This is a genomic window from Gluconobacter oxydans (assembly GCF_006539685.1).
Lineage (GTDB): Bacteria > Pseudomonadota > Alphaproteobacteria > Acetobacterales > Acetobacteraceae > Gluconobacter > Gluconobacter oxydans.
In genome coordinates this window covers 46393-64607 of sequence record NZ_BJNM01000015.1, presented here as the reverse complement: position 1 = coordinate 64607, position 18215 = coordinate 46393, and the positions used below count along the sequence as shown (strand labels likewise).

The following is an 18215-nucleotide window of genomic DNA, read 5'->3' as shown; positions in this document are numbered from 1 at the left end:
TATCCATGGAGAACAGAACGATGGGCGCGCGACCGACAAGGTTCTGCATCGGGACAAAGCCGAGATCATCCGGGCCATCGCCCTGAAAACGGCTGTCGGCACTGTCGTCACGGTCATCGCCCATGGCGAAAAAGGAGCCCTCCGGCACGACATATTCGGGCGTGTCGTTGGCGAATCCCTCATCCGTCAGCTTGAGGATGTCATGCTCGACAGGGGGACGACCCGCACTTCCCGGAAGGCTTTCGCGATAGCGGTCGCCACTAAGGAGACGGTTGTTCTCGTCCAGCACTTCGTAGTGACCGAGCGCCGTGCGGGGGACTTCGATACCATTGAGGATCAGCTTGCCGCCCGTGACCTGGATATGGTCGCCGGGCAGGCCGATGATGCGCTTGATATAGTCCACGGACGTATCACGCGTGAAACGGAAGACCGCAACGTCGCCGCGATGGGGTTCAGAACCCAGAATCCGGCCGCTGAAGACATTCGGCGAGAACGGAAACGAGAAGCGCGAATAGCCGTAGCTGAACTTCGAGACCAGAACGAAATCGCCGATCTGCAGCGTCGGGATCATCGAGCCGGACGGGATGTTGAAAGGCTCCACCACGAGGGATCGCACAGCAAATACGGCCAGCAGCAGCACGCAGAAATAGCGGATGCTTTCGCCAAGCGTCTCTTCGCGGCGCGCGGGCTTGTCGCCGGCACTTTCTGAACCCTGCACGGGCCTGTTCTCCTTGGTCATGAGACGCTCTTAACGCAGCTTGGCGGCATTGGCGAGCGGTTCAATCCGGACGGATGCTTGCGGAGCGGACTGCACACCCGCCAAGGGGACGGATTGTATGATGACCTGCGCAAGGGCAAAGGGCGGATCATCACTCATACTGACGAGCAGTTGGGCTTCCTGCCCTGAGGGGGTCAGGCGCTTCAGGGCTTCTTCCGCCCCGCCTGAAAGCAGGAGTTCCGGCGCCCCGCCCGGGCCGTTGCAGACTCCGATATCCTGAAGCAGGACCCCGTTCGCGAAGCCCGTTCCCAGAGCCTTGGCGCAGGCTTCCTTGGCCGCCCAGCGCTTGGCGTAACTCCCCATGCGCGCAGCCCCCGTAAAACGATCGGCGTAGGCGCGCTCGGCTTCGGTAAAAACGCGATTCAGGAAACGGTCCCCAAAGCGTTCGACGCTTTTTTCAATGCGCGAAATCATGCACAGGTCCGTCCCCATGCCGAGGATCATGACGTCATCCCTTGGCGCGCTCGACCTGCATGACGCCCACCGCTGTCCGGAACGCCGCGATCATGGAGGAGAGGTGACGCAGATCCTTCACTTCAAGATCGACCAGAATTTCCATGAAATCGAGCTGCCGGTTGACGATCTTGAGGTTGATGACGCTACCATTGTGCTTGGCGGCCACATTGGTAAGCGTGGCAAGAACTTCGGGTTCGTTAGCGGCCACGACCGACAGGCGGGCCGTATAGGGCTCGGCGCCCTGACGACGGCCGAGAGCTTCGTAATCCCAGTCCACTTCCAGGAAACGCTCGGGCGTATCGGCGAAGCTGGACAGGTTCTGGCAGCCCCGACGGTGGATCGTGACCCCCTTGCCCTGAGCGATGATTCCGACGATCGGATCACCCGGCAGCGGGCGGCAGCAGCCGGCAAAGCTGATGGCGATGCCCGAGCCGATTCCCTTGATCGTGCTTCCCGAATGGGCCGCCGTATTCTTGGAGCCGGCATGCCCTGCGCCGAGCATGAGGGACTGACCGAAACGTGGAGAAAGCCCGGGCACCATTCTCGGCGCGCGGACGCTCTGACGCAGCTCCGGATAGGCCGTATTGACCACATCCTTGGGACCGAGCTGACCGTTTCCGACCGAGACGTACAGGTCTTCCACCGAAGCCTGACGCAGTTCCTTGAGAATCCCGTCGAGGACTTTTTCGGACCCGTCCACGCCTTCCTGACGGAACGCCTTGGCGATGGCGGCGCGGCCGTTATCCAGATGCACCTGACGCTGCTGCTGCGCCACGAAACGCCGGATACGGGCGCGGGCCTTACCGGTTGCGACGAACCGCTCCCAGGACGGGGACGGCGTGCCGCCACGGGCCGTCATGATCTCGACCTGGTCGCCGTTCTGCAGTTCGTGCCGCAAAGGCATCAGGCGGCCATTGACCTTCGCGCCCACACAGGTGTCGCCGACCTGACTGTGCACGGCATAGGCGAAATCGACGGGTGTTGCGCCGCGCGGCAGGGAAATCAGCTGCCCCTTGGGGGTGAAGCAGAAAACCTGGTCCTGATAGAGTTCGAGCTTGGTATTTTCGAGGAACTCGTCGGGAGCCTGACTGTCCTCGAGGATTTCCAGCAGATCCTGAACCCAGCGGAGCTTGCGGGTCGGCGCACCGAAAGCCGAAGACAGGGCCGCGGCTTCACGCTCGCTCGGCGTTGCGTGTTCCTTATAGGCCCAGTGCGACGCCACGCCGTTTTCAGCCAGATCGTGCATTTCAGCAGTCCGGATCTGGACCTCGATCTTCTGATTGCGCGGATGACGCAGGGTCACGCCGGTATGAAGGCTCTGGTATCCGTTGGCCTTGGGCGTGGAAATATAATCCTTGAAGCGCCCGGCGATCATCGGATAGGCGCCGTGAATCGCACCCAGCGCCATGTAGCAGGCGTCGCGTGTGGGGACGAGCAGACGGAACGCCATGATGTCCGAGAGCTGCTCGAACGCCACGTTCCGGCGCTGCATCTTTTCCCAGATCGAATAGGGCGATTTCTCGCGCCCCGTCACTTCGACCTTGTCGATCCCGCTTTCGGCGCACAGAGCCATCAGTTCCTGACGGACCTGCTCGATGACATCTGCCCCCTGCCCCCGCAGGAAGTTCAGGCGGGCACGGATCGTCGCGTCGGCTTCGGGCTCAAGCTGGGCGAAGGAAAGGTTCTGAAGCTCCGTCTTGACCCGATCCATACCGATGCGCTCGGCCAGAGGCGCATAGATATCCATCGTCTCGCGGGCGATACGCTGCCGACGGTCGGTCCGCTGCACGTAATGCAGCGTGCGCATATTGTGCAGACGATCGGCCAGTTTGACGATGAGAACGCGGATATCCCGCGACATGGCCAGAACGAGCTTGCGGAAGTTCTCTGCCTGTTTGGTGCGATCGGACTGGAGTTCAAGCCGGGTGAGCTTCGTCACGCCATCAACGAGAGCCGCGACATCCTCGCCGAAACGGGCTTTCAGCGAGTCACAGGAAACGCCGGTATCTTCGACAGTATCGTGAAGCAGACCCACCATGATCGAAGTCGCATCCATGCGGAAACCGGCAAGGATGTTTGCAACTGCAATGGGATGGGTGATGTAGGCATCGCCATTGTCGCGGCGCTGCCCGTTATGGGCGTTTGCGGCGACATCATAGGCGGCTTCGATCCGGGTCAGATCGGCGGACGGATCGTAGCTTTCGATCCGTCGGAGCAGTCCGGCAATGGACGGCTTGAAGTCCCCGCTCGCTACGGGCGGGGGCGCAGTCGGGGAAGATGCATCAGGCATGAAGCATATCCCCCTTTCAGTGGAATTGGGCAGAAATCAGCGACGACCCCGGCCACCCAGTTCAGCTTCGATCGCGGCAGCCTCGTCAGCAGACATGTTCTCTGCCATGTGGGCGTGCTCTTCCTCGGTAGAGACATCCTGCAGACCAAAGATGTTCTGGTCGGTCGGGATGAGATCCAGCACTTCCTCATCGACAGGCTCCGGCTCCGGCGCACGGGCCAGGGAGCGGATGATGCCTTCGCGCAGGACCGGCAGGCTCACCTTGTCTTCGGCGATTTCGCGCAGGGCAACGACCGTGTTCTTGTCGTTTTCACGATCCAGACGGATTTCCTCACCGCGCGACAGGCCGCGTGCACGCTGTGCAGCAAGCAGAACCAGTTCGAAACGGTTAGGAACCTTCTCGATGCAATCTTCGACGGTTACGCGCGCCATGCGACAGGCCCCCTTCGGGTAAGACTAGGAATAAAATAAGAGAGAATGCTGGCAATAACATGCGGTTCATGCGATTGCAATCCGCACCTGCCTCACCTCCGGAATTGAACCTGAGTGCATCCAAGCTCGTTCGCAGCTGGAAGGCAGCCTCTGCCCCTGTCGTACAGGGAAACATATTTTACATACCAGGATTACCATTATGCTTCTGCGCCAGAACGAACGCACAGCCCTTTTCATCGACGGCGCCAGCCTCCATCACGCAGCCCGCAATCTGGGGTTTGAAGTCGACTTCCGCAGTCTGCGCAACCTGTTTGAAAGCCAGTGCCTTTTCCAGCGTGCCTTCTATTACGCCGCAATGCCCGAAACGGACGACTATTCCCCCCTTCGTCCCCTGACCGACTGGCTGGCCTATAACGGCTACCACCTCGTGCTGAAAAATGCCCGGGAGTTTACGGATCATTCAGGAAGACGGCGTATCAAGGGAAACATGGATGTCGAACTGACAGTGGATCTTCTGGAACAGGCCAGCCGCCTCGATCACGCCGTGATCGTAAGCGGTGATTCCGACCTGCGACGCGCCGTGGAAGCGGTACAGGCGCGCGGGGTCCGGGTTACGGTCATTTCCTCGATGCGCTCGACGCCCCTCATGATCGGGGACGACCTGCGCCGTCAGGCTGACCTGTTCGTGGAACTGGCCGACATTGCGCCTTCGTTCACGCGCCGTCAGGCGGAACCGCGCAATCCCCCCAGACAGGGACCTGTCCGTCATCCTGCCGACATCAACAGTGACGAGACCAGCGATTCATGACACTTCGGGCTTCTACCGGACCGACCGCTTCCCCGCCGCCGCCTCTTCCCGCTTCGGAAGGGGGGCGCTCAGGGATTGGGCCACTTTCAGCCGAGATGCTGATTGTGTGCCTCGATCCGGAAGACGCCGTGGAGACTCTGGGCTCCTTTCTGCGGGCCAACAATATCGTTTTCGATGCAGTGCCCGCATCGCCGGACGCAATCGTGGGGCGTATCACCACCGTGATGCAGCTCCTCTCTCCCCAGCCGCTGGCCCTTCCTTCCGAACTTGAGGAGTGCAGCGCGGCCCTGTGTACCGAACTGCAGAACATGCACAGGCTGAAGCTGGTCCTGACGCTCGGGATCAGCGCGCATATCGCCGTGCTCGGGGCGTGCGGAATTCCGCTTTCGCGGCTTGATTTCCGGCCCGGCGAAATCACCCATCTGCCGGACGGGCTGCTTCTGGCGGACGGATGTCACTTCCCGACCCGCCCCATCCCGGCTGACATGCTGACGCAGCGGCGCTCGGCCCTGACGGAACTCTCTCCGAAAATCCGTGCTGCCCTGCGGCCGGTAGCCTAACTTGTGACTAGACCCCGTTTCCTGTCCGTGAACGCGGCAGGAAACGGCTCAGCAGAATCAGGGCCAGGGCTGCGAGATAAGGAGCGGACACACTGTTCAGGGTCTTGAAGGACAGGAAAAAGTGGATGCCCGCCAGAATTGCTGCGGGATAGATCAGCCGGTGCAGAAATTTCCAGCGCCGCTTGAGCAGACGCATGGACAGGGCATTGGACGTAAGGGCAAGCGGAATGAGCAGGACGAGCGCACTCATTCCCAGAATGATGAAATAGCGGTGCGTCATGTCCACCCACAGGACTGACCAGTCAAAACCATGATCAAGGCCGACATAGGCCAGCAGGTGTAGACTGGCATAGAAAAACGCCAGCAGGCCCGTCAGGCGCCGGTATCGGAGCAGGTTCAGGCCTGTGAAGCGCCTCAGCGGCGCAAGCGCGAGGCAGACCAGCAGGAACCGGAACGCCCACAGACCCAGCGAGCGTTCAAAGACATTGACCGGGTCGGCACCGAGCGCGCCATGCTGCCCCTGCCAGACGAGCCACACTGCCGGGATCATGCCGACCGGATACAGGACCAGGCGCCAGTGCCGTTTCAGAACGCCCGGGATCTCTGAAACGGCAGGCGTAAGGCGTGCCCGCATCAGAAGTTTTTCCGCAGATCCATGCCACGATAAAGATCTGCGACCTGCTCCCCGTAACCATTGAACATCAGGGTCGGCTGCCGTGTGGCGCCGAACAGGGAACGCGCTCCGATGACCCGCTCGGTCGCCTGGCTCCAGCGGGGATGATCGACCTGCGGATTGACGTTGGCGTAGAAGCCGTATTCGTCAGGAGCGAGCCTGTTCCACGTTGTCGGGGGCTCGTGGTCCAGCAGGCGGATGCGCTGGATCGACTTGATCCCTTTGAACCCATATTTCCAGGGTACGACCAGCCGCAGGGGCGCACCATTCTGGTTCGGCAGGGTTTCACCGTAAATGCCAAGCGCCAGCAGAGTCAGCGGGTTCATGGCCTCATCCAGACGCAGACCTTCGACATACGGCCACTGGATGCCAGACAGGGCTTCGGTCTGGCCGGGCATTTCGGCAGGCCGCACGATGCTTTCGAAAGCGACATGCGTGGCGTGGGGATCGGGATCGGCATCCTTCAGCAGCGTGGCAAGCGGGATACCGTCCCAGGGAATAACCATGGACCACGCCTCCACGCAGCGCATGCGGTAGATGCGCTCCTCAATCGCAGGGGAACGCAGTAGCTGCTCCACATCCAGACGGACCGGCTTGCGAACGAGGCCGGTGATTTCGAGCGTCCATGGCAGAGGATGGAAAGTCTGCGACTGAGTCGCGGGGTCAGCCTTACCCATGCCGAATTCGTAGAAGTTGTTGTAATGCGTCACGTCTTCGTGTGGCGTAGGCGTAAGGTTTCCTGAATATGGCCCCGGATGTGTCTGGAGTGTTGCTGCGTCAGCAGTAGCGGAAACTGCGCCCAGCGCTGCCGCACCGCCGATGAGGCTGCGTCGCGAGAGATACATGTCCCTCGGCGTGATTTCGGATGGCAGGGGGCGGGGATAGCGAAAAAGCGCCATGATCAATTTCCGGACTCTGCGAAACTCTGGCACCTATGATGCGTGAGTCTGTTGCAACGCATCACAAGGAGCCAGTTTCCATGTCGAGTCCAAAGATCGGTTTTATCGGTTATGGCGCCATGGCCCAGCGTATGGGGGCCAATCTTCGGAAAGCCGGTTATCCGGTGGTGGCTTATGCCCCGTCGGGCGGCAAGGACGAGACGGAAATGCTCCCCTCGCCCCGTGCGATTGCCGAAGCGGCCGAGATCATCATCTTCTGTGTGCCGAATGATGCGGCGGAAAACGAATCCCTGCATGGCGAGAACGGGGCACTTGCGGCCCTGACACCCGGCAAGCTCGTTCTCGATACCTCCACCGTCTCCCCCGATCAGGCCGACGCCTTTGCCAGCCTTGCTGTCGAACATGGGTTTTCCCTGCTTGATGCCCCCATGTCCGGCAGCACGCCTGAAGCCGAGACCGGCGATCTGGTCATGCTCGTGGGCGGTGACGAAGCCGTGGTCAAGCGTGCGCAGCCGGTGCTGGACGTCATCGGCAAGCTAACGATCCACGCCGGGCCTGCCGGTTCGGCTGCACGGCTGAAGCTGGTTGTGAATGGTGTGATGGGTGCGACGCTCAACGTCATCGCGGAAGGCGTCTCTTACGGACTAGCCGCAGGACTGGACCGGGATGTCGTGTTCGACACGCTTCAGCAGGTAGCTGTTGTCAGTCCGCACCACAAGCGCAAGCTGAAGATGGGGCAGAACCGCGAATTCCCGTCCCAGTTCCCGACCCGGCTCATGTCCAAGGATATGGGGCTTCTGCTGGATGCCGGGCGCAAGGTTGGCGCGTTCATGCCCGGCATGGCGGTTGCCGATCAGGCGCTGGCCCTTTCGAACCGTCTGCATGCGAATGAGGACTACTCGGCCCTCATCGGTGCGATGGAACACAGCGTTGCCAATCTTCCCCATAAATGAGAACGATATGCGGGAGCGGCCGCCCCTGAGGGCGGTCACCTCGTCTTATTCTGCCAAGGAGTGACATCATGGCTTTCGAACTTCCCCCCCTGCCCTACGCAGAAAACGCCCTCGCCGGTGCCGGCATGTGCCAGGAAACGCTGGAACTGCACCACGACAAGCACCATCAGGCCTATGTCACGGCGCTGAACGGTTTCGTGGAAAGCAAGCCGGAACTGGCTGGCAAGACGCTTGAGGAGATCATCGCGTTCTCCTACGGCAAGCCAGAGATCGCTCCGGTCTTCAACAATGCAGGCCAACACTGGAACCACATCCTGTTCTGGAAGAACCTGTCCCCCAAGGGCGGTCAGATCCCGACCGGTCTGGAAAAGAAGATCGCTGAAGACTTCGGTTCCGTCGAAGAATTCAAGAAGCTCTTCAAGCAGGCTGCCACGACGCAGTTCGGCTCCGGCTGGGCCTGGCTGGTGCTGGACAAGTCCGGCAAGCTGGCTGTCACGAAGACGGCAAACGGCTCCAACCCGCTGGCCGAAGGTCAGGGCAAGGCGCTGCTGGGCCTCGACGTGTGGGAGCACGCCTATTACCTCGATTTCCGCAACCGTCGTCCGGACTACATCACGAACTATCTGGACAAGCTCGCCAACTACGAGTTCGCGGAAGCCGAACTGAAGTCTGCCTGATCCCTTCCGGGTTCATCAGAATAAAAAAACGCCCCGTCCGGTTTTCCCGGCGGGGCGTTTTTCATGAACGGGCCTTTTGGAAGACCGGATCAGGAATCGTTGGCGGGCTTGTCGCGCGGCATGATGTTCGTGATCGTGCTGCGGACGATCTTCACACGCACGCCCTGGGCGATCTCGACATCCACTTCGTCGCTGTCATCACGGGTCGCCTGCACGACGCCGACGATACCGCCTGCCGTTACGATCCGGTCACCGCGACGCAGGGAGCCCTGCTCGTCACGCAGCTTGCGGGCGCGCTGCTGCTGGGGGCGGATGAGCAGGAAATAGAACACCACGAAGATGAAAATCATCGGGGCGAACTGAAGCACCTGCGGATTGGACAGCAGGCCACCACCATCGGCGGCCTGGGCGGAAGAAATGAACAGACTGCTCATGGATGTAAGGGTCCAGTCTTGAGTGAAGCTGGCGGGGACCATATCGTCCGGGGGCTGCCCGTCAAGCACGGCGCCGATGTCTTTTGATCTCAACCCCTTTCGTTCCGGGACCGTTTTCCATGACCGACCATGCTTTACTTAGTGTTCTCGAACGTATTGCCGACAGTCTGGAGCGGATGAGCCCGCCCCCGCCGAGTGCGGACATCCTGCACAAGCATGACGCCTTTCTGTGGCAGGCCGCTCTGGGCGTTCTGACCCCGGTGGAGAAGGTTTCGGGAGTGCCGCTGTCGCTGCTTCAGGGCGTGAAGCGGCAGATGGATCAGGTCATGACCAATACCCGGCATTTCGCGGAAGGCTTCAGCGCCAATAATGTCATGCTCTGGGGCGCGCGCGGGATGGGCAAGTCCTCGCTGGTGAAGGCGTCCGTTGCGGCCGTGAACGGGGAGCAGCGGGCGAAGGGCGGTGACACACTCGCACTGATCGAAATCCAGCGGGACGAGTTGTCTTCGCTGCCGAAGCTGCTGGCCGTCCTGCGCACCACGAAGCGCCGCTGCATCCTGTTTTGTGATGACCTGTCGTTCGAGAGTCAGGATGCGGACTACAAGTCGCTCAAATCCGTTCTCGATGGCGGGATCGGTGGCCGGCCGGAAAATGTCCTGATTTATGCGACGTCGAACCGGCGCCACCTGATGCCGCGCGACATGATCGAGAATGAAACGGGCAGTGCGATCAATCCATCCGAAGCCATTGAGGAAAAGGTCTCGCTTTCGGACCGGTTCGGCCTGTGGATCGGGCTGTATGGTGCGACGCAGGACGATTATCTGGCGATCGTCGAAGCCTATGCGGCTTATTACAAGCTGCCGGTTCCGCGCGATGAACTCCGCCGGAAAGCCCTGCAATGGGCCATGGCGCGCGGCAGCCGCTCGGGTCGCGTGGCCTCGCAGTTCATCAGCGATCTGAGTGCCGAACTGGGTATAACACCCGAACAGGATGCCTGAATTTTACGGCTGTTTGTGCTCGCACAAGACGTTGAACGCACGAGAGTAGCAATATGATCATCCTGATGATAATCGCCGCATTTTTTCTGGCTTATGCGGCTCCAGATACATCTATCGGCAGAATCTGTCGTGATCGGCTTATGACGCGCCCCGGCAAATGGGTGAGAGAGTTTCCCCTACACTGCCGGCATTCTTGCGCTGGGAACTCTTCTGCTTGTGGGTTGTGCCACGTGGCTACTGGGCCATGATGGTTTTGCTGCAAGCCTACAGATAGCTCCGGATGTTCTTGGTTTCGCTACCAGTTTTGAAGGGATGTCCTTCGTCGAAGCGGCGTCCAGCCTTGCGTTCGCGATGCTGCTGACGGGAGCAGGGAAAAATATCCTCGTTCTGCGGCAGTTGTTCCGACGCACTGTGAGCCGGGGCAGACGTGTTGTGAGTAAGGCGCGCGCATGTCTGACGGGACGAAACGCCGATGACCCTGACCCGGCAGCTTTGCTAGCTTTCTCCAGACAATGAAGGCAGGCGGCCGAAGCCGCCTGCCTCTTCCGCAGGTCAGAATGACGCGCTGATGGTGCCGAAGAATTCGCGGACGGCACCGCGTTCCATCGACTGATAGTCGCCGACGGCAGGGTTGTCGTTCTCGCCCATCATGGAGATGTATTTGGTGTTGAACAGGTTATAGACGTTGAAGCTTGCCGTGACGTCCTTGAGAACGCTCAGCTTGCCGAAACGGTACTGTGCCCCCGCATTGGCCAGCCAGTATCCGCCGATCGAGGTGTCGTTCATGAAGCTGTAATAACGGCGGCTGTAGTAATTCGCATCGAAATGCGCGGTCATGCCCTTCCAGCTATAGGCAATGGCGGCCTTGTACATCCAAGCCGGGTAGTTGACGATGTTCTTGCCCGCCAGAGCATAATAGCCGCCAACCGTGTCGACATTTCGGTCGTACGTGCCCTTGTTGTAGCTCAGGTTGTTGCTGATGCTCAGGCCGTCGATCGGGGTGACTGTGATGTCACCGTTCGCACCCGTCATGGAGATGTGGCCGAAATCGATGACCTGCGAAACCGGATTGGTCAGGGAACCGACAGCGGCTGCCAGGATCGGATGGATCAGGCTGGCGTGATAGACGGTGGCGTTCGCCTGAAGGTACTTCGACGTGTAACGATAGCCGCCGAGATAGACCCAGGCCTTGGACGGTTCGAGGGACTTCTTCTGGGCCTGGAACGTAGCCTGATCCTGCACGGAATAGACCGAGTTCGCCACGCCATAGGCCGAGACTTCATAGGCGCGCATGTTCTCGGCCACGTCCACATAGATCTCGTGGTGGCGGTTGATGTGCCAGTCCAGATTGACGTGCGGCAGGAAGGCCTGTGAGGCCGTCAGGGAGCCGTTCGGCAGGGCGTCGGCGCCTGTCCAGTCAGCATTGTTATACTGTGCACCGCCGGATGTCGTGGCGGTCATGGACTTGAAGCCGGCATGCAGCGTCAGGCCCTGGGCAAGCTGGATGCTATCCTGCAGGTGGAACTGCATGACGTTCGTGGTCCACTGGAAATTGTAGCCTTCGAGGAACGCCGGACCATAAACGTCATAGGGGCCCACGGCCTTGAGCGGCGCGCCCTGCCCCAGAAGCGGCTGCTGGTAATTAAACAGCCCTGCCTGCTGGTTGTTGTTCTCGTACCAGACGCCGCCTTCGAAAGTGTGGCGGCCCCATTTGTAGCGCAGGCTGGTGTCGAGGCCGTAACGCTCCTGACGGTTCTGCCAGACTTCTTCAGAGAATGGCGCCCGGTTCGGCGAGGGATCGTCCGAGTCCGTATAGCTGTAATAACCGGTCTGGCTGTGACCATAGACCGTGGTGTTCCAGGTCAGGTGATCGGTCAGGGCGAGGTCAAAGTGCAGACCGCCCATATAGTTGGTTTCGGCCTGGCCACCGTCATACATGGCGATGTTGGAGCCATCGATACCCGGCACGTTCCCGTACCCGGCTGGCAGCGCGCTCGTCCCGTTGGCGATCCCGTAGGCCAGCCCGTAATTCGGATAGAGATGCGGCGTGCGCCAGCCGAGGTTCTTCAGGATCCCGATAGACGTGTCCGGATAGTTCCACTGGGCCAGGCTGGACCAGTTGAAGAAGGCCGACATGCGACTGCGTTCGTTGATCGACTGGACGAGCTTGGCGTCGACCTGCTGCATGAACTGGTCGCCGCTTCCCATCCACATGCCTTCATCGGTACGGGCATAGGAGGTGTAGAACTTCGTGCCGGTCGGGTTCAGCTTTCCAGAGTCCAGACGGACATAGGTGCGATACGAGCCATAGCTGCCGAAAGACTGGCTGACCTTACCGCCGCGCTTGTCCTCCGGGTCCGAGGAGCCGATCTGGATCGTCCCGCCCAGCGTGTTGGTTGAGGGCAGCTCGACTGAACCCGCGCCCTGCGACATGCGCATGGACTGGATGTCGTCGGGGATGATGGCGGAGGCAAGGCTCATGCCGCTGACGGACTGATAGGTCTGGTCGTTCAGGGGGACGCCATCCACCGTGACGCCCATCTGGTTCATGAAGAACCCGCGGACGTAGAGATTGGCACCGAAGCTGTCGATTCCGAATGGATCGGTAGAGGTGAAGCTCACGCCCGGCGTGCGGTCAAGCATCTTGTAAGCGCTGGTTCCCGGGACATACTGGCGCATGATGGCCTTGGAGACGGCCTGCTCGGCATCGCGCCCCGTCAGTTGACGTCCGGTAACAGCGACGCTTTCCGTTGCACGGGATTCCAGCGCCTCGGCCTTATGGCGGGCCGGCGTGTTCCGGGTCTGCGTGTTTTTGGCTCCCGCAGTCGGAGTGACGTTTGTGGCATGGCGCGATGCCGCATGGGTGCGGGCATGTGCCGTGACCGGCGCCGCATCGTCGGCTGCCGGAAGAGGCTGGTGACCCGCAGCCAGGGCTGACTGACGGACTGCAAACAGTGCGATGGAGGAAAGAAGCAGGGATCTGGTTCGCACCGTGGCCGAAACTCCGGAATCTGTGATTTATAAACTTTGGGAAGCGGTCTCCTAAACGTGCCTGCATCGCCCGAAAAGCGCCAGCATTGCCAGATGATGTTTCAATGACACGAAAAAGATGGTTTTTGTGCCGCATGTTGCGGGAAAGACGCGCTGCGTCCGTGAAGAATGATCTCTTCCTGTGGTGGGGCTTTGCCTGTTAGGCTGATGTCCAACAAGACGACGTCGCGGTTTCATCACGGATCAGGATACTCATGTCGCAGACTATTTCTGCCTCTTCTGCTGCTGCCGAAAGCACATCTCCGGACACGGATCGGGTCATCGCCCCGGATATCGGTGAATATTCTCCCGTGGAAGATGTGGTCCGCAAGACCGGGGATCTCCGGCGCGTTCTGTCCAATCCCGACTACTGGTATCCGGTCGCCTGGTCGCGTGAACTCAAGCGCGGCAAGACCATCGGCACGCGCTATGCCGGGCAGCCGATCGCGCTCGTACGCCCCATGGACGGCAGCGTATTCGCACTGGAAGACCGCTGCGCGCACCGGCAGGTTCCGCTCAGCCTTGGCAAGGTCAGTGGTGAAGCGGTCCAGTGCTGCTACCACGGATGGGCCTATGGCCGTTCGGGCCGCTGCATTGACGTGCCGTATCTGGGCAAGGGCAAGCTTCCGAACGGTGTGCGGACCTATCCGTGCCGTGAGGAAGGCGGGCTGATCTTCATCTTCCCGGGCGATCCGGCAAAAGCCGAGAGCACGCCGTTTCCGCAGCTGGGCTCGGTGGGCAACCCCGAATACAAGACCCGCCGTTTCGGTGAGACGGTCGCCTGCCATTACAGTTTCATGCATGAGAACCTGATGGATATGAACCATCAGTTCATGCACATGAAGCAGATGGGCCAGATGAAGCCGCGTTTCCTCGGCGGCAGGGACGAGCCCACGCTGGTCGAGGCGCGCTACAGCTTCGCCCGCACCGGCGGCAAGCAGCCCTGGGGCGAGACGTTCATCTTCGGGGAGCGTCGCGACGCGAGCGAGAAATACGCCCACAAGGACGTCATGACGATCCGGACGGAATATCCGTACCAGACGCTGCGCATCGCAACCGGTGACGAGCCGCCGGTCATGGATCTGTGGATCGTGTACGTGCCGCAGGACGCTGAAGAGAAAACCTGCCGAGTGTTCGGGCTGCTGTCGATCCGCCGCCCGAAAGCGAAGCTGGTTCTGGACATTGCCTGGCCGTTCCTCGTCGCGTTCACGGAGCGGATCTTCAAGGAAGACCGGGACATCGTGGAGCTGGAACAAGCAGCCTGGAACGAACTGGGCGGCGACCACAACCAGGAAGTCTTCCCGGTCATCAACATGCTGCGCAGGCTTCTGGCCCGGTGTGGCGTTCCGGCCGATAAGCCGGCGGGCGATCAGGTGTCTTCGTCCTGACATGACACCAGAACTCAAGGCAGGGAGACTCGTTCTGCGCTCCCTGCAGCCGGGTGACGCCCCGGCAATCCATCGTCTCATCAATGACTGGAGCGTCGTCCGGATGCTCAGTCGCCTGCCCTTCCCCTATCCCCGCGAACTGGCGGAACAGTGGATCGACTCCACCCGCCGTGATAGTGCACAGGGCAGCGCGCATCATTTTGCCATTACCCGCGACGGAGCGCTTCTGGGCGCGATCGCGCTCGTGCTCTCCGATGACCGGCGTTCCGGCTCGCTCGGATACTGGCTGGCCCCCACGGAATGGGGCCAGGGCCTGACCACGCAGGCGGGTCAGCGCGTTGTGGAATGGGGGCTGACGGTTCTGCGACTGGAAAAGATCACGGCCGACGCCGCACAGGACAATGTCGCGTCAGCGGCGGTTCTGGGAAAGCTCGGATTTGTGAAGACGGGAACCTCCAGCCGCCGTTTCGTCTCGCGCGGACAGGACTGCCCGATCGATCTGTTCGAACTGTCGCGCGCAACATTCCTTGCGAAAACGCAGGAGCCAGTCGAGGTCTCCGCTCCGCCCCCGGCTGAGGTCACCCCGGTCGTCGCGGAGCCGCCCAAACCCCGGACATTGCTGGTCGTGGCGGCCGCCCTGCTCGACGCGAAGGGGCGCATCCTTCTCGCCAAGCGTCCGGAAGGAAAGCGTCTTGCGGGACTTTGGGAATTCCCCGGCGGCAAGGTCGAGCGCGACGAAACGCCTGAGCAGGCGCTGATCCGGGAAATGCGCGAGGAACTGGGGCTGGATCTGACGGGGGCCTGTCTGGCGCCCTTCACCTTCGTCAGCGAGAACGCCGGGCCGTTCCATCTGCTGATGCCGCTTTACGTGGTGCGGCGCTGGCGGGGCGTTCCCACCCCGCGCGAAGGCCAGACGCTGGAATGGGTCGCGGCCGCCGATCTCGGCCGCTATGCCATGCCCGATCCTGACCTTCCCCTGATCCCGCTTCTGCAGGAGCTTCTGGGCTAGGTCAGCCGTTCAGGCGGAACACCTGCTGCGGAACGCCCGCGACATCCGTGCGGAAGGCGAACAGGGAGCCGGCCTGCGGCTCTTTCGCCATCGTCTCTGCGTCCAGTCCCTTGCGCGCGGTCGTCACGAAAACCGTTTTCAGATCATCGCCCCCGAAAGCGACTTTCGTGACATTCGTGACGGGCATGGGAATCGGCGGCAGTTCCTTACCATCGGGTTTGAAACGCGCCACGCGGCCACCACCCCAGGTTCCACACCAGATGGTCCCTTCGCTGTCGGTCACGATCCCGTCGGGATAGCCGTGCTCCAGCCGGGCGAAGACACGCTCGTTTGCGAGATCGCCATCTGCTTTGATGTCAAAAGCGTAGATCGTCTGTTCCGGGCTGTCGCAGACATACAGCACCTTGCCGCACGGAGAGACGGCGGGGCCGTTAGAGACGGTATAGCCTTCGTCGTGACGGGTGATGTTCAGCCCCTTGCCGTCGTGAACGACGCGATAGATCGAACCGGAGGGGTTCTCCTCGCCATCGTCCATGGTGCCGAACCAGACGCGTCCCTGCGGATCGACACAGCCATCATTGAGCCGGTTGCGGGGCTTCGCGGCTTCCACGATCGTATGCTCGGAGAAGCTGCCGTTGCGTGGATCAAAACGGCGCAGGCCGTCCGGCATCCCGGCCAGAAATGTCCCGTCCGCGACAGGAAGCAGGAACGCCACGCGGTCCGGGGCGGACCATGTCTGATGGCCACCGCTGACAGGTGTGAAGCGATGGATTTTCGCTTCGGGGATATCCACGAAATACAGGCTTTTTTCACCCTCAATCCAGACAGGCCCCTCCCCCAGCGTCGCGCGCAGATCGAGAATGCATTCGGGCAGGTGAAGCGGGATGCTGGTCATGGTTCCTCCTGATGAAAACGAAAGTCCGGAGCGGGTTTGTCCTCGACAACGCGAGGCGAGCCGTTACGTTCTGTGGCGAAGACTATCAGGAGCGGACAGATGCTTCAAAAAACTGCCTGTTTTCTCGTCATCGGCAACGAGATCCTCTCGGGGCGCACGCAGGACGCCAATACGCAGGTTCTGGCCCAGGCGCTCAATGCGCAGGGCATCCGGCTCATGGAAGTCCGGGTCATTCCCGACATCGAAGACCGGATCGTACGGACGGTTCGCGAATGCAGCGCGGCATTCGACCTCGTTTTCACGTCCGGCGGCATCGGACCGACGCATGACGACATCACGGCCGAATGCGTCGCCACCGCAATGGGAGCGCCGCTGCTCCGGCATGAGGAAAGCTTCCGCCTGCTGGAAGCCGCGCTGGGTGCGGACCGGTTCAACGCGGCCCGCCAGCGCATGGCCTATCTGCCGGAAGGCTCCACGCCGATCCTCAACACGGTATCCGTGGCGCCCGGCTTCAGCATCGGCAATGTCCATGTCATGGCCGGCGTACCGTCGATCTTTGCCTCGATGGTCGCGTGGCTGGTGCCGCAACTGGAAAAGGGCGCGCCGCTCGTTTCCGCCAGCTGGCATGCCGCAGGCCTGAAGGAAGGCGATTTCGCCGCCGATCTGGCGACGCTGCAGAAAACATTCCCGACGGTCGATCTCGGGTCCTATCCCTACCACCTGCCGGATGGCGCAAGCGGTGTGGCGCTGGTCGCCAAGGGCTATGACGGGGATCTGGTTGGGAAAGCGGCCTTGGCGCTGCATGATCTCATCATGGCGCATGGACGCGAGCCGCTGGCTGGGGAAGCCGCGCACAAGCAGCCAGCCTGAAAAAACAAAAGCCGCTGCGGGGAAGCAGCGGCTTTTGAAGGCTCCCTCAGTGCAGAGGGGCGCGGGTCATGGAAAGGAATTTGTCCCGGCGTTTCTGGATCAGTGCCGGTCCGGTAAGGCCCTGAAGGGAAACAAGCTCTTCGGCAATCGCATTCCCGACCGCCTTGACGGCTTCTTCCGGAGCGCGCTGGGCGCCACCGAGGGGCTCTGGAATGATACGGTCGATCACGCCGAGGGACTGAAGATCCTGTGCGGTCAGCTTGAGCGCCTCGGCTGCTGCCGGAGCCAGCTTCGGATCGCGCCACAGAATGGACGCTGCCGCTTCCGGCGAAATCACGGAGTAGATCGAGTGCTCGAGCATCAGGATGCGGTCCCCCGCACCGATGGCGATGGCACCGCCAGAACCGCCCTCGCCGATCACGGTCACAACCAGCGGCACGGGAGCCTTGAGGCAGACATCGATCGACTTCGCAATCGCCTGGGCCTGTCCGCGCGCTTCGGCGTCGATTCCGGGCCAGGCGCCAGCGGTGTCGATGAAGCTGAGGACCGGCAGGCCGAAACGTCCGGCCATTTCGATCAGGCGCTGCGCCTTGCGGTAGCCCTCGGGACGGGCCATGCCGAAATTGTGCTTCAGGCGCGTTTCGGTGTCGTGGCCACGCTCGGTTCCGACGACAATAACCGGTTCCCCACGGAAACGGGCCAGACCACCGATCATGGCGTCATCATCACCGAAGGCGCGGTCACCGGCCAGCGGCGTGTAGTCCGTGGTCAGCAGACGCACGTAGTCCAGCGCCTTGGGGCGCTGGGCATGACGGGCCACCTGCACTTTCTGCAGCGGCGTCAGCTTGGCATAGGTCGAGCGGAGCTGCTTGTCGGCCTTCTCGGACAGACGGGCAATCTCGTCATCGATATTGATGCCGCTGGTGCCGGAGTCCTTGCCCTGGCTGCCCATCTGGCGGAGTTCGTCGATCTTGGTCTCGAGTTCGGCGACCGACTTCTCGAAATCTAGGAATTGGCGCATGGCCAGCCCGATAGCACGCCTGCGCGTCCGGAAACAGTCCCTGC

18 protein-coding genes are annotated in these 18215 nt (G+C 61.3%); 8 read left to right on the top strand and 10 right to left on the bottom strand.

What is annotated here, in order from left to right; genetic code table 11:
• From lepB to rpoZ, 4 genes are all read right to left on the bottom strand, one after another.
• Positions 1-718, bottom strand: a 718-nt coding sequence (lepB, locus tag GOX01_RS07980) for a signal peptidase I (protein ID WP_141259245.1), incomplete at its 3' end; no start/stop codon positions are given.
• 30 nt (positions 719-748) lie between these two features.
• On the bottom strand, positions 749-1222 hold the full coding sequence (gene acpS / locus GOX01_RS07975; RefSeq protein ID WP_011253328.1) for a holo-ACP synthase: 474 nt from the start codon (positions 1220-1222) through the stop codon (positions 749-751).
• 4 nt (positions 1223-1226) lie between these two features.
• On the bottom strand, positions 1227-3524 hold the full coding sequence (locus GOX01_RS07970) for a RelA/SpoT family protein (protein ID WP_011253327.1): 2298 nt from the start codon (positions 3522-3524) through the stop codon (positions 1227-1229).
• Between the two features lie 36 nt (positions 3525-3560).
• Positions 3561-3956, bottom strand: coding sequence for a DNA-directed RNA polymerase subunit omega (gene rpoZ / locus GOX01_RS07965; protein WP_024716831.1), 396 nt, complete (start codon positions 3954-3956; stop codon positions 3561-3563).
• Between the two features lie 199 nt (positions 3957-4155).
• On the opposite strand from rpoZ, the gene GOX01_RS07960 reads away from it, so the two are divergent.
• Positions 4156-4764, top strand: coding sequence for a LabA-like NYN domain-containing protein (locus GOX01_RS07960; RefSeq protein WP_011253325.1), 609 nt, complete (start codon positions 4156-4158; stop codon positions 4762-4764).
• Positions 4761-5324: a uracil-DNA glycosylase family protein gene (locus GOX01_RS07955; RefSeq protein WP_011253324.1), complete on the top strand. Its 564-nt coding sequence runs from the start codon at positions 4761-4763 to the stop codon at positions 5322-5324. Before GOX01_RS07960 ends, GOX01_RS07955 begins: the two co-directional genes overlap by 4 nt.
• 7 nt (positions 5325-5331) lie before the next feature.
• On the opposite strand, the gene msrQ is transcribed toward GOX01_RS07955, so the two are convergent.
• Together msrQ and msrP are read right to left on the bottom strand one after the other, a co-directional pair.
• Entirely contained in the window at positions 5332-5958 is a 627-nt protein-coding gene (msrQ, locus tag GOX01_RS07950; RefSeq protein ID WP_011253323.1) for a protein-methionine-sulfoxide reductase heme-binding subunit MsrQ, read from the bottom strand.
• Positions 5958-6896 carry a protein-methionine-sulfoxide reductase catalytic subunit MsrP gene (gene msrP, locus GOX01_RS07945; protein ID WP_011253322.1) on the bottom strand — a complete coding sequence of 313 codons (939 nt, stop codon included), beginning with the start codon at positions 6894-6896 and terminating at the stop codon, positions 5958-5960. The genes msrQ and msrP overlap by 1 nt, the downstream gene beginning before the upstream one ends.
• Positions 6897-6976: 80 nt before the next feature.
• Here msrP and GOX01_RS07940 point away from each other — a divergent pair, with 80 nt between their 5' ends.
• A complete protein-coding gene (locus GOX01_RS07940; RefSeq protein ID WP_011253321.1) occupies positions 6977-7849 on the top strand; it encodes an NAD(P)-dependent oxidoreductase in 873 nt (290 codons plus the stop codon).
• Between the two features lie 68 nt (positions 7850-7917).
• Positions 7918-8526 carry a superoxide dismutase gene (locus GOX01_RS07935; RefSeq protein WP_011253320.1) on the top strand — a complete coding sequence of 203 codons (609 nt, stop codon included), beginning with the start codon at positions 7918-7920 and terminating at the stop codon, positions 8524-8526.
• Between the two features lie 89 nt (positions 8527-8615).
• Here the strand turns inward: GOX01_RS07935 and yajC are convergent, their stop codons facing one another.
• On the bottom strand, positions 8616-8960 hold the full coding sequence (gene yajC, locus GOX01_RS07930) for a preprotein translocase subunit YajC (protein ID WP_024716829.1): 345 nt from the start codon (positions 8958-8960) through the stop codon (positions 8616-8618).
• A 119-nt stretch (positions 8961-9079) separates the two neighbouring features.
• On the opposite strand from yajC, the gene GOX01_RS07925 reads away from it, so the two are divergent.
• Complete coding sequence (locus tag GOX01_RS07925; RefSeq protein WP_011253318.1) at positions 9080-9958, top strand: ATP-binding protein; 879 nt, start codon at positions 9080-9082, stop codon at positions 9956-9958.
• A gap of 552 nt (positions 9959-10510) precedes the next feature.
• On the opposite strand, the gene GOX01_RS07920 is transcribed toward GOX01_RS07925, so the two are convergent.
• Positions 10511-12724: a TonB-dependent receptor gene (locus GOX01_RS07920; protein WP_371858529.1), complete on the bottom strand. Its 2214-nt coding sequence runs from the start codon at positions 12722-12724 to the stop codon at positions 10511-10513.
• Positions 12725-13203: 479 nt separating this feature from the next.
• Here GOX01_RS07920 and GOX01_RS07915 point away from each other — a divergent pair, with 479 nt between their 5' ends.
• Positions 13204-14376, top strand: coding sequence for an aromatic ring-hydroxylating oxygenase subunit alpha (locus GOX01_RS07915; RefSeq protein ID WP_081107071.1), 1173 nt, complete (start codon positions 13204-13206; stop codon positions 14374-14376).
• Position 14377: 1 nt separating this feature from the next.
• Positions 14378-15385 (top strand): bifunctional GNAT family N-acetyltransferase/(deoxy)nucleoside triphosphate pyrophosphohydrolase, encoded by a 1008-nt coding sequence (locus GOX01_RS07910; protein ID WP_062269863.1) that lies wholly within the window; start codon positions 14378-14380, stop codon positions 15383-15385.
• Position 15386: 1 nt separating this feature from the next.
• Here the strand turns inward: GOX01_RS07910 and GOX01_RS07905 are convergent, their stop codons facing one another.
• Positions 15387-16280, bottom strand: coding sequence for an SMP-30/gluconolactonase/LRE family protein (locus GOX01_RS07905; protein WP_011253313.1), 894 nt, complete (start codon positions 16278-16280; stop codon positions 15387-15389).
• Between the two features lie 99 nt (positions 16281-16379).
• Between GOX01_RS07905 and GOX01_RS07900 the strand changes: the two genes are divergently transcribed.
• Positions 16380-17150, top strand: a complete 771-nt coding sequence (locus GOX01_RS07900) for a competence/damage-inducible protein A (RefSeq protein WP_062269860.1) — start codon at positions 16380-16382, stop codon at positions 17148-17150.
• Positions 17151-17196: 46 nt separating this feature from the next.
• Here the strand turns inward: GOX01_RS07900 and GOX01_RS07895 are convergent, their stop codons facing one another.
• Entirely contained in the window at positions 17197-18171 is a 975-nt protein-coding gene (locus tag GOX01_RS07895; protein ID WP_062269859.1) for an acetyl-CoA carboxylase carboxyltransferase subunit alpha, read from the bottom strand.
• Between the last annotated feature and the right edge of the window lie 44 nt (positions 18172-18215).

Bases quoted from the DNA above. Each gene is read 5' to 3' on its own strand.
- GOX01_RS07970 (WP_011253327.1), bottom strand. From the start codon at position 3,524: ATGCCTGATGCATCTTCCCCGACTGCGCCCCCGCCCGTAGCGAGCGGG.
- GOX01_RS07960 (WP_011253325.1), top strand. From the start codon at position 4,156: ATGCTTCTGCGCCAGAACGAACGCACAGCCCTTTTCATCGACGGCGCC.
- GOX01_RS07915 (WP_081107071.1), top strand. From the start codon at position 13,204: ATGTCGCAGACTATTTCTGCCTCTTCTGCTGCTGCCGAAAGCACATCT.
- msrP (WP_011253322.1), bottom strand. From the start codon at position 6,896: ATGGCGCTTTTTCGCTATCCCCGCCCCCTGCCATCCGAAATCACGCCG.
- GOX01_RS07895 (WP_062269859.1), bottom strand. From the start codon at position 18,171: ATGCGCCAATTCCTAGATTTCGAGAAGTCGGTCGCCGAACTCGAGACC.
- GOX01_RS07905 (WP_011253313.1), bottom strand. From the start codon at position 16,280: ATGACCAGCATCCCGCTTCACCTGCCCGAATGCATTCTCGATCTGCGC.
- GOX01_RS07900 (WP_062269860.1), top strand. From the start codon at position 16,380: ATGCTTCAAAAAACTGCCTGTTTTCTCGTCATCGGCAACGAGATCCTC.
- acpS (WP_011253328.1), bottom strand. From the start codon at position 1,222: ATGATCCTCGGCATGGGGACGGACCTGTGCATGATTTCGCGCATTGAA.
- GOX01_RS07935 (WP_011253320.1), top strand. From the start codon at position 7,918: ATGGCTTTCGAACTTCCCCCCCTGCCCTACGCAGAAAACGCCCTCGCC.
- GOX01_RS07910 (WP_062269863.1), top strand. From the start codon at position 14,378: ATGACACCAGAACTCAAGGCAGGGAGACTCGTTCTGCGCTCCCTGCAG.
- yajC (WP_024716829.1), bottom strand. From the start codon at position 8,960: ATGAGCAGTCTGTTCATTTCTTCCGCCCAGGCCGCCGATGGTGGTGGC.
- GOX01_RS07925 (WP_011253318.1), top strand. From the start codon at position 9,080: ATGACCGACCATGCTTTACTTAGTGTTCTCGAACGTATTGCCGACAGT.
- rpoZ (WP_024716831.1), bottom strand. From the start codon at position 3,956: ATGGCGCGCGTAACCGTCGAAGATTGCATCGAGAAGGTTCCTAACCGT.
- msrQ (WP_011253323.1), bottom strand. From the start codon at position 5,958: ATGCGGGCACGCCTTACGCCTGCCGTTTCAGAGATCCCGGGCGTTCTG.
- GOX01_RS07940 (WP_011253321.1), top strand. From the start codon at position 6,977: ATGTCGAGTCCAAAGATCGGTTTTATCGGTTATGGCGCCATGGCCCAG.
- GOX01_RS07955 (WP_011253324.1), top strand. From the start codon at position 4,761: ATGACACTTCGGGCTTCTACCGGACCGACCGCTTCCCCGCCGCCGCCT.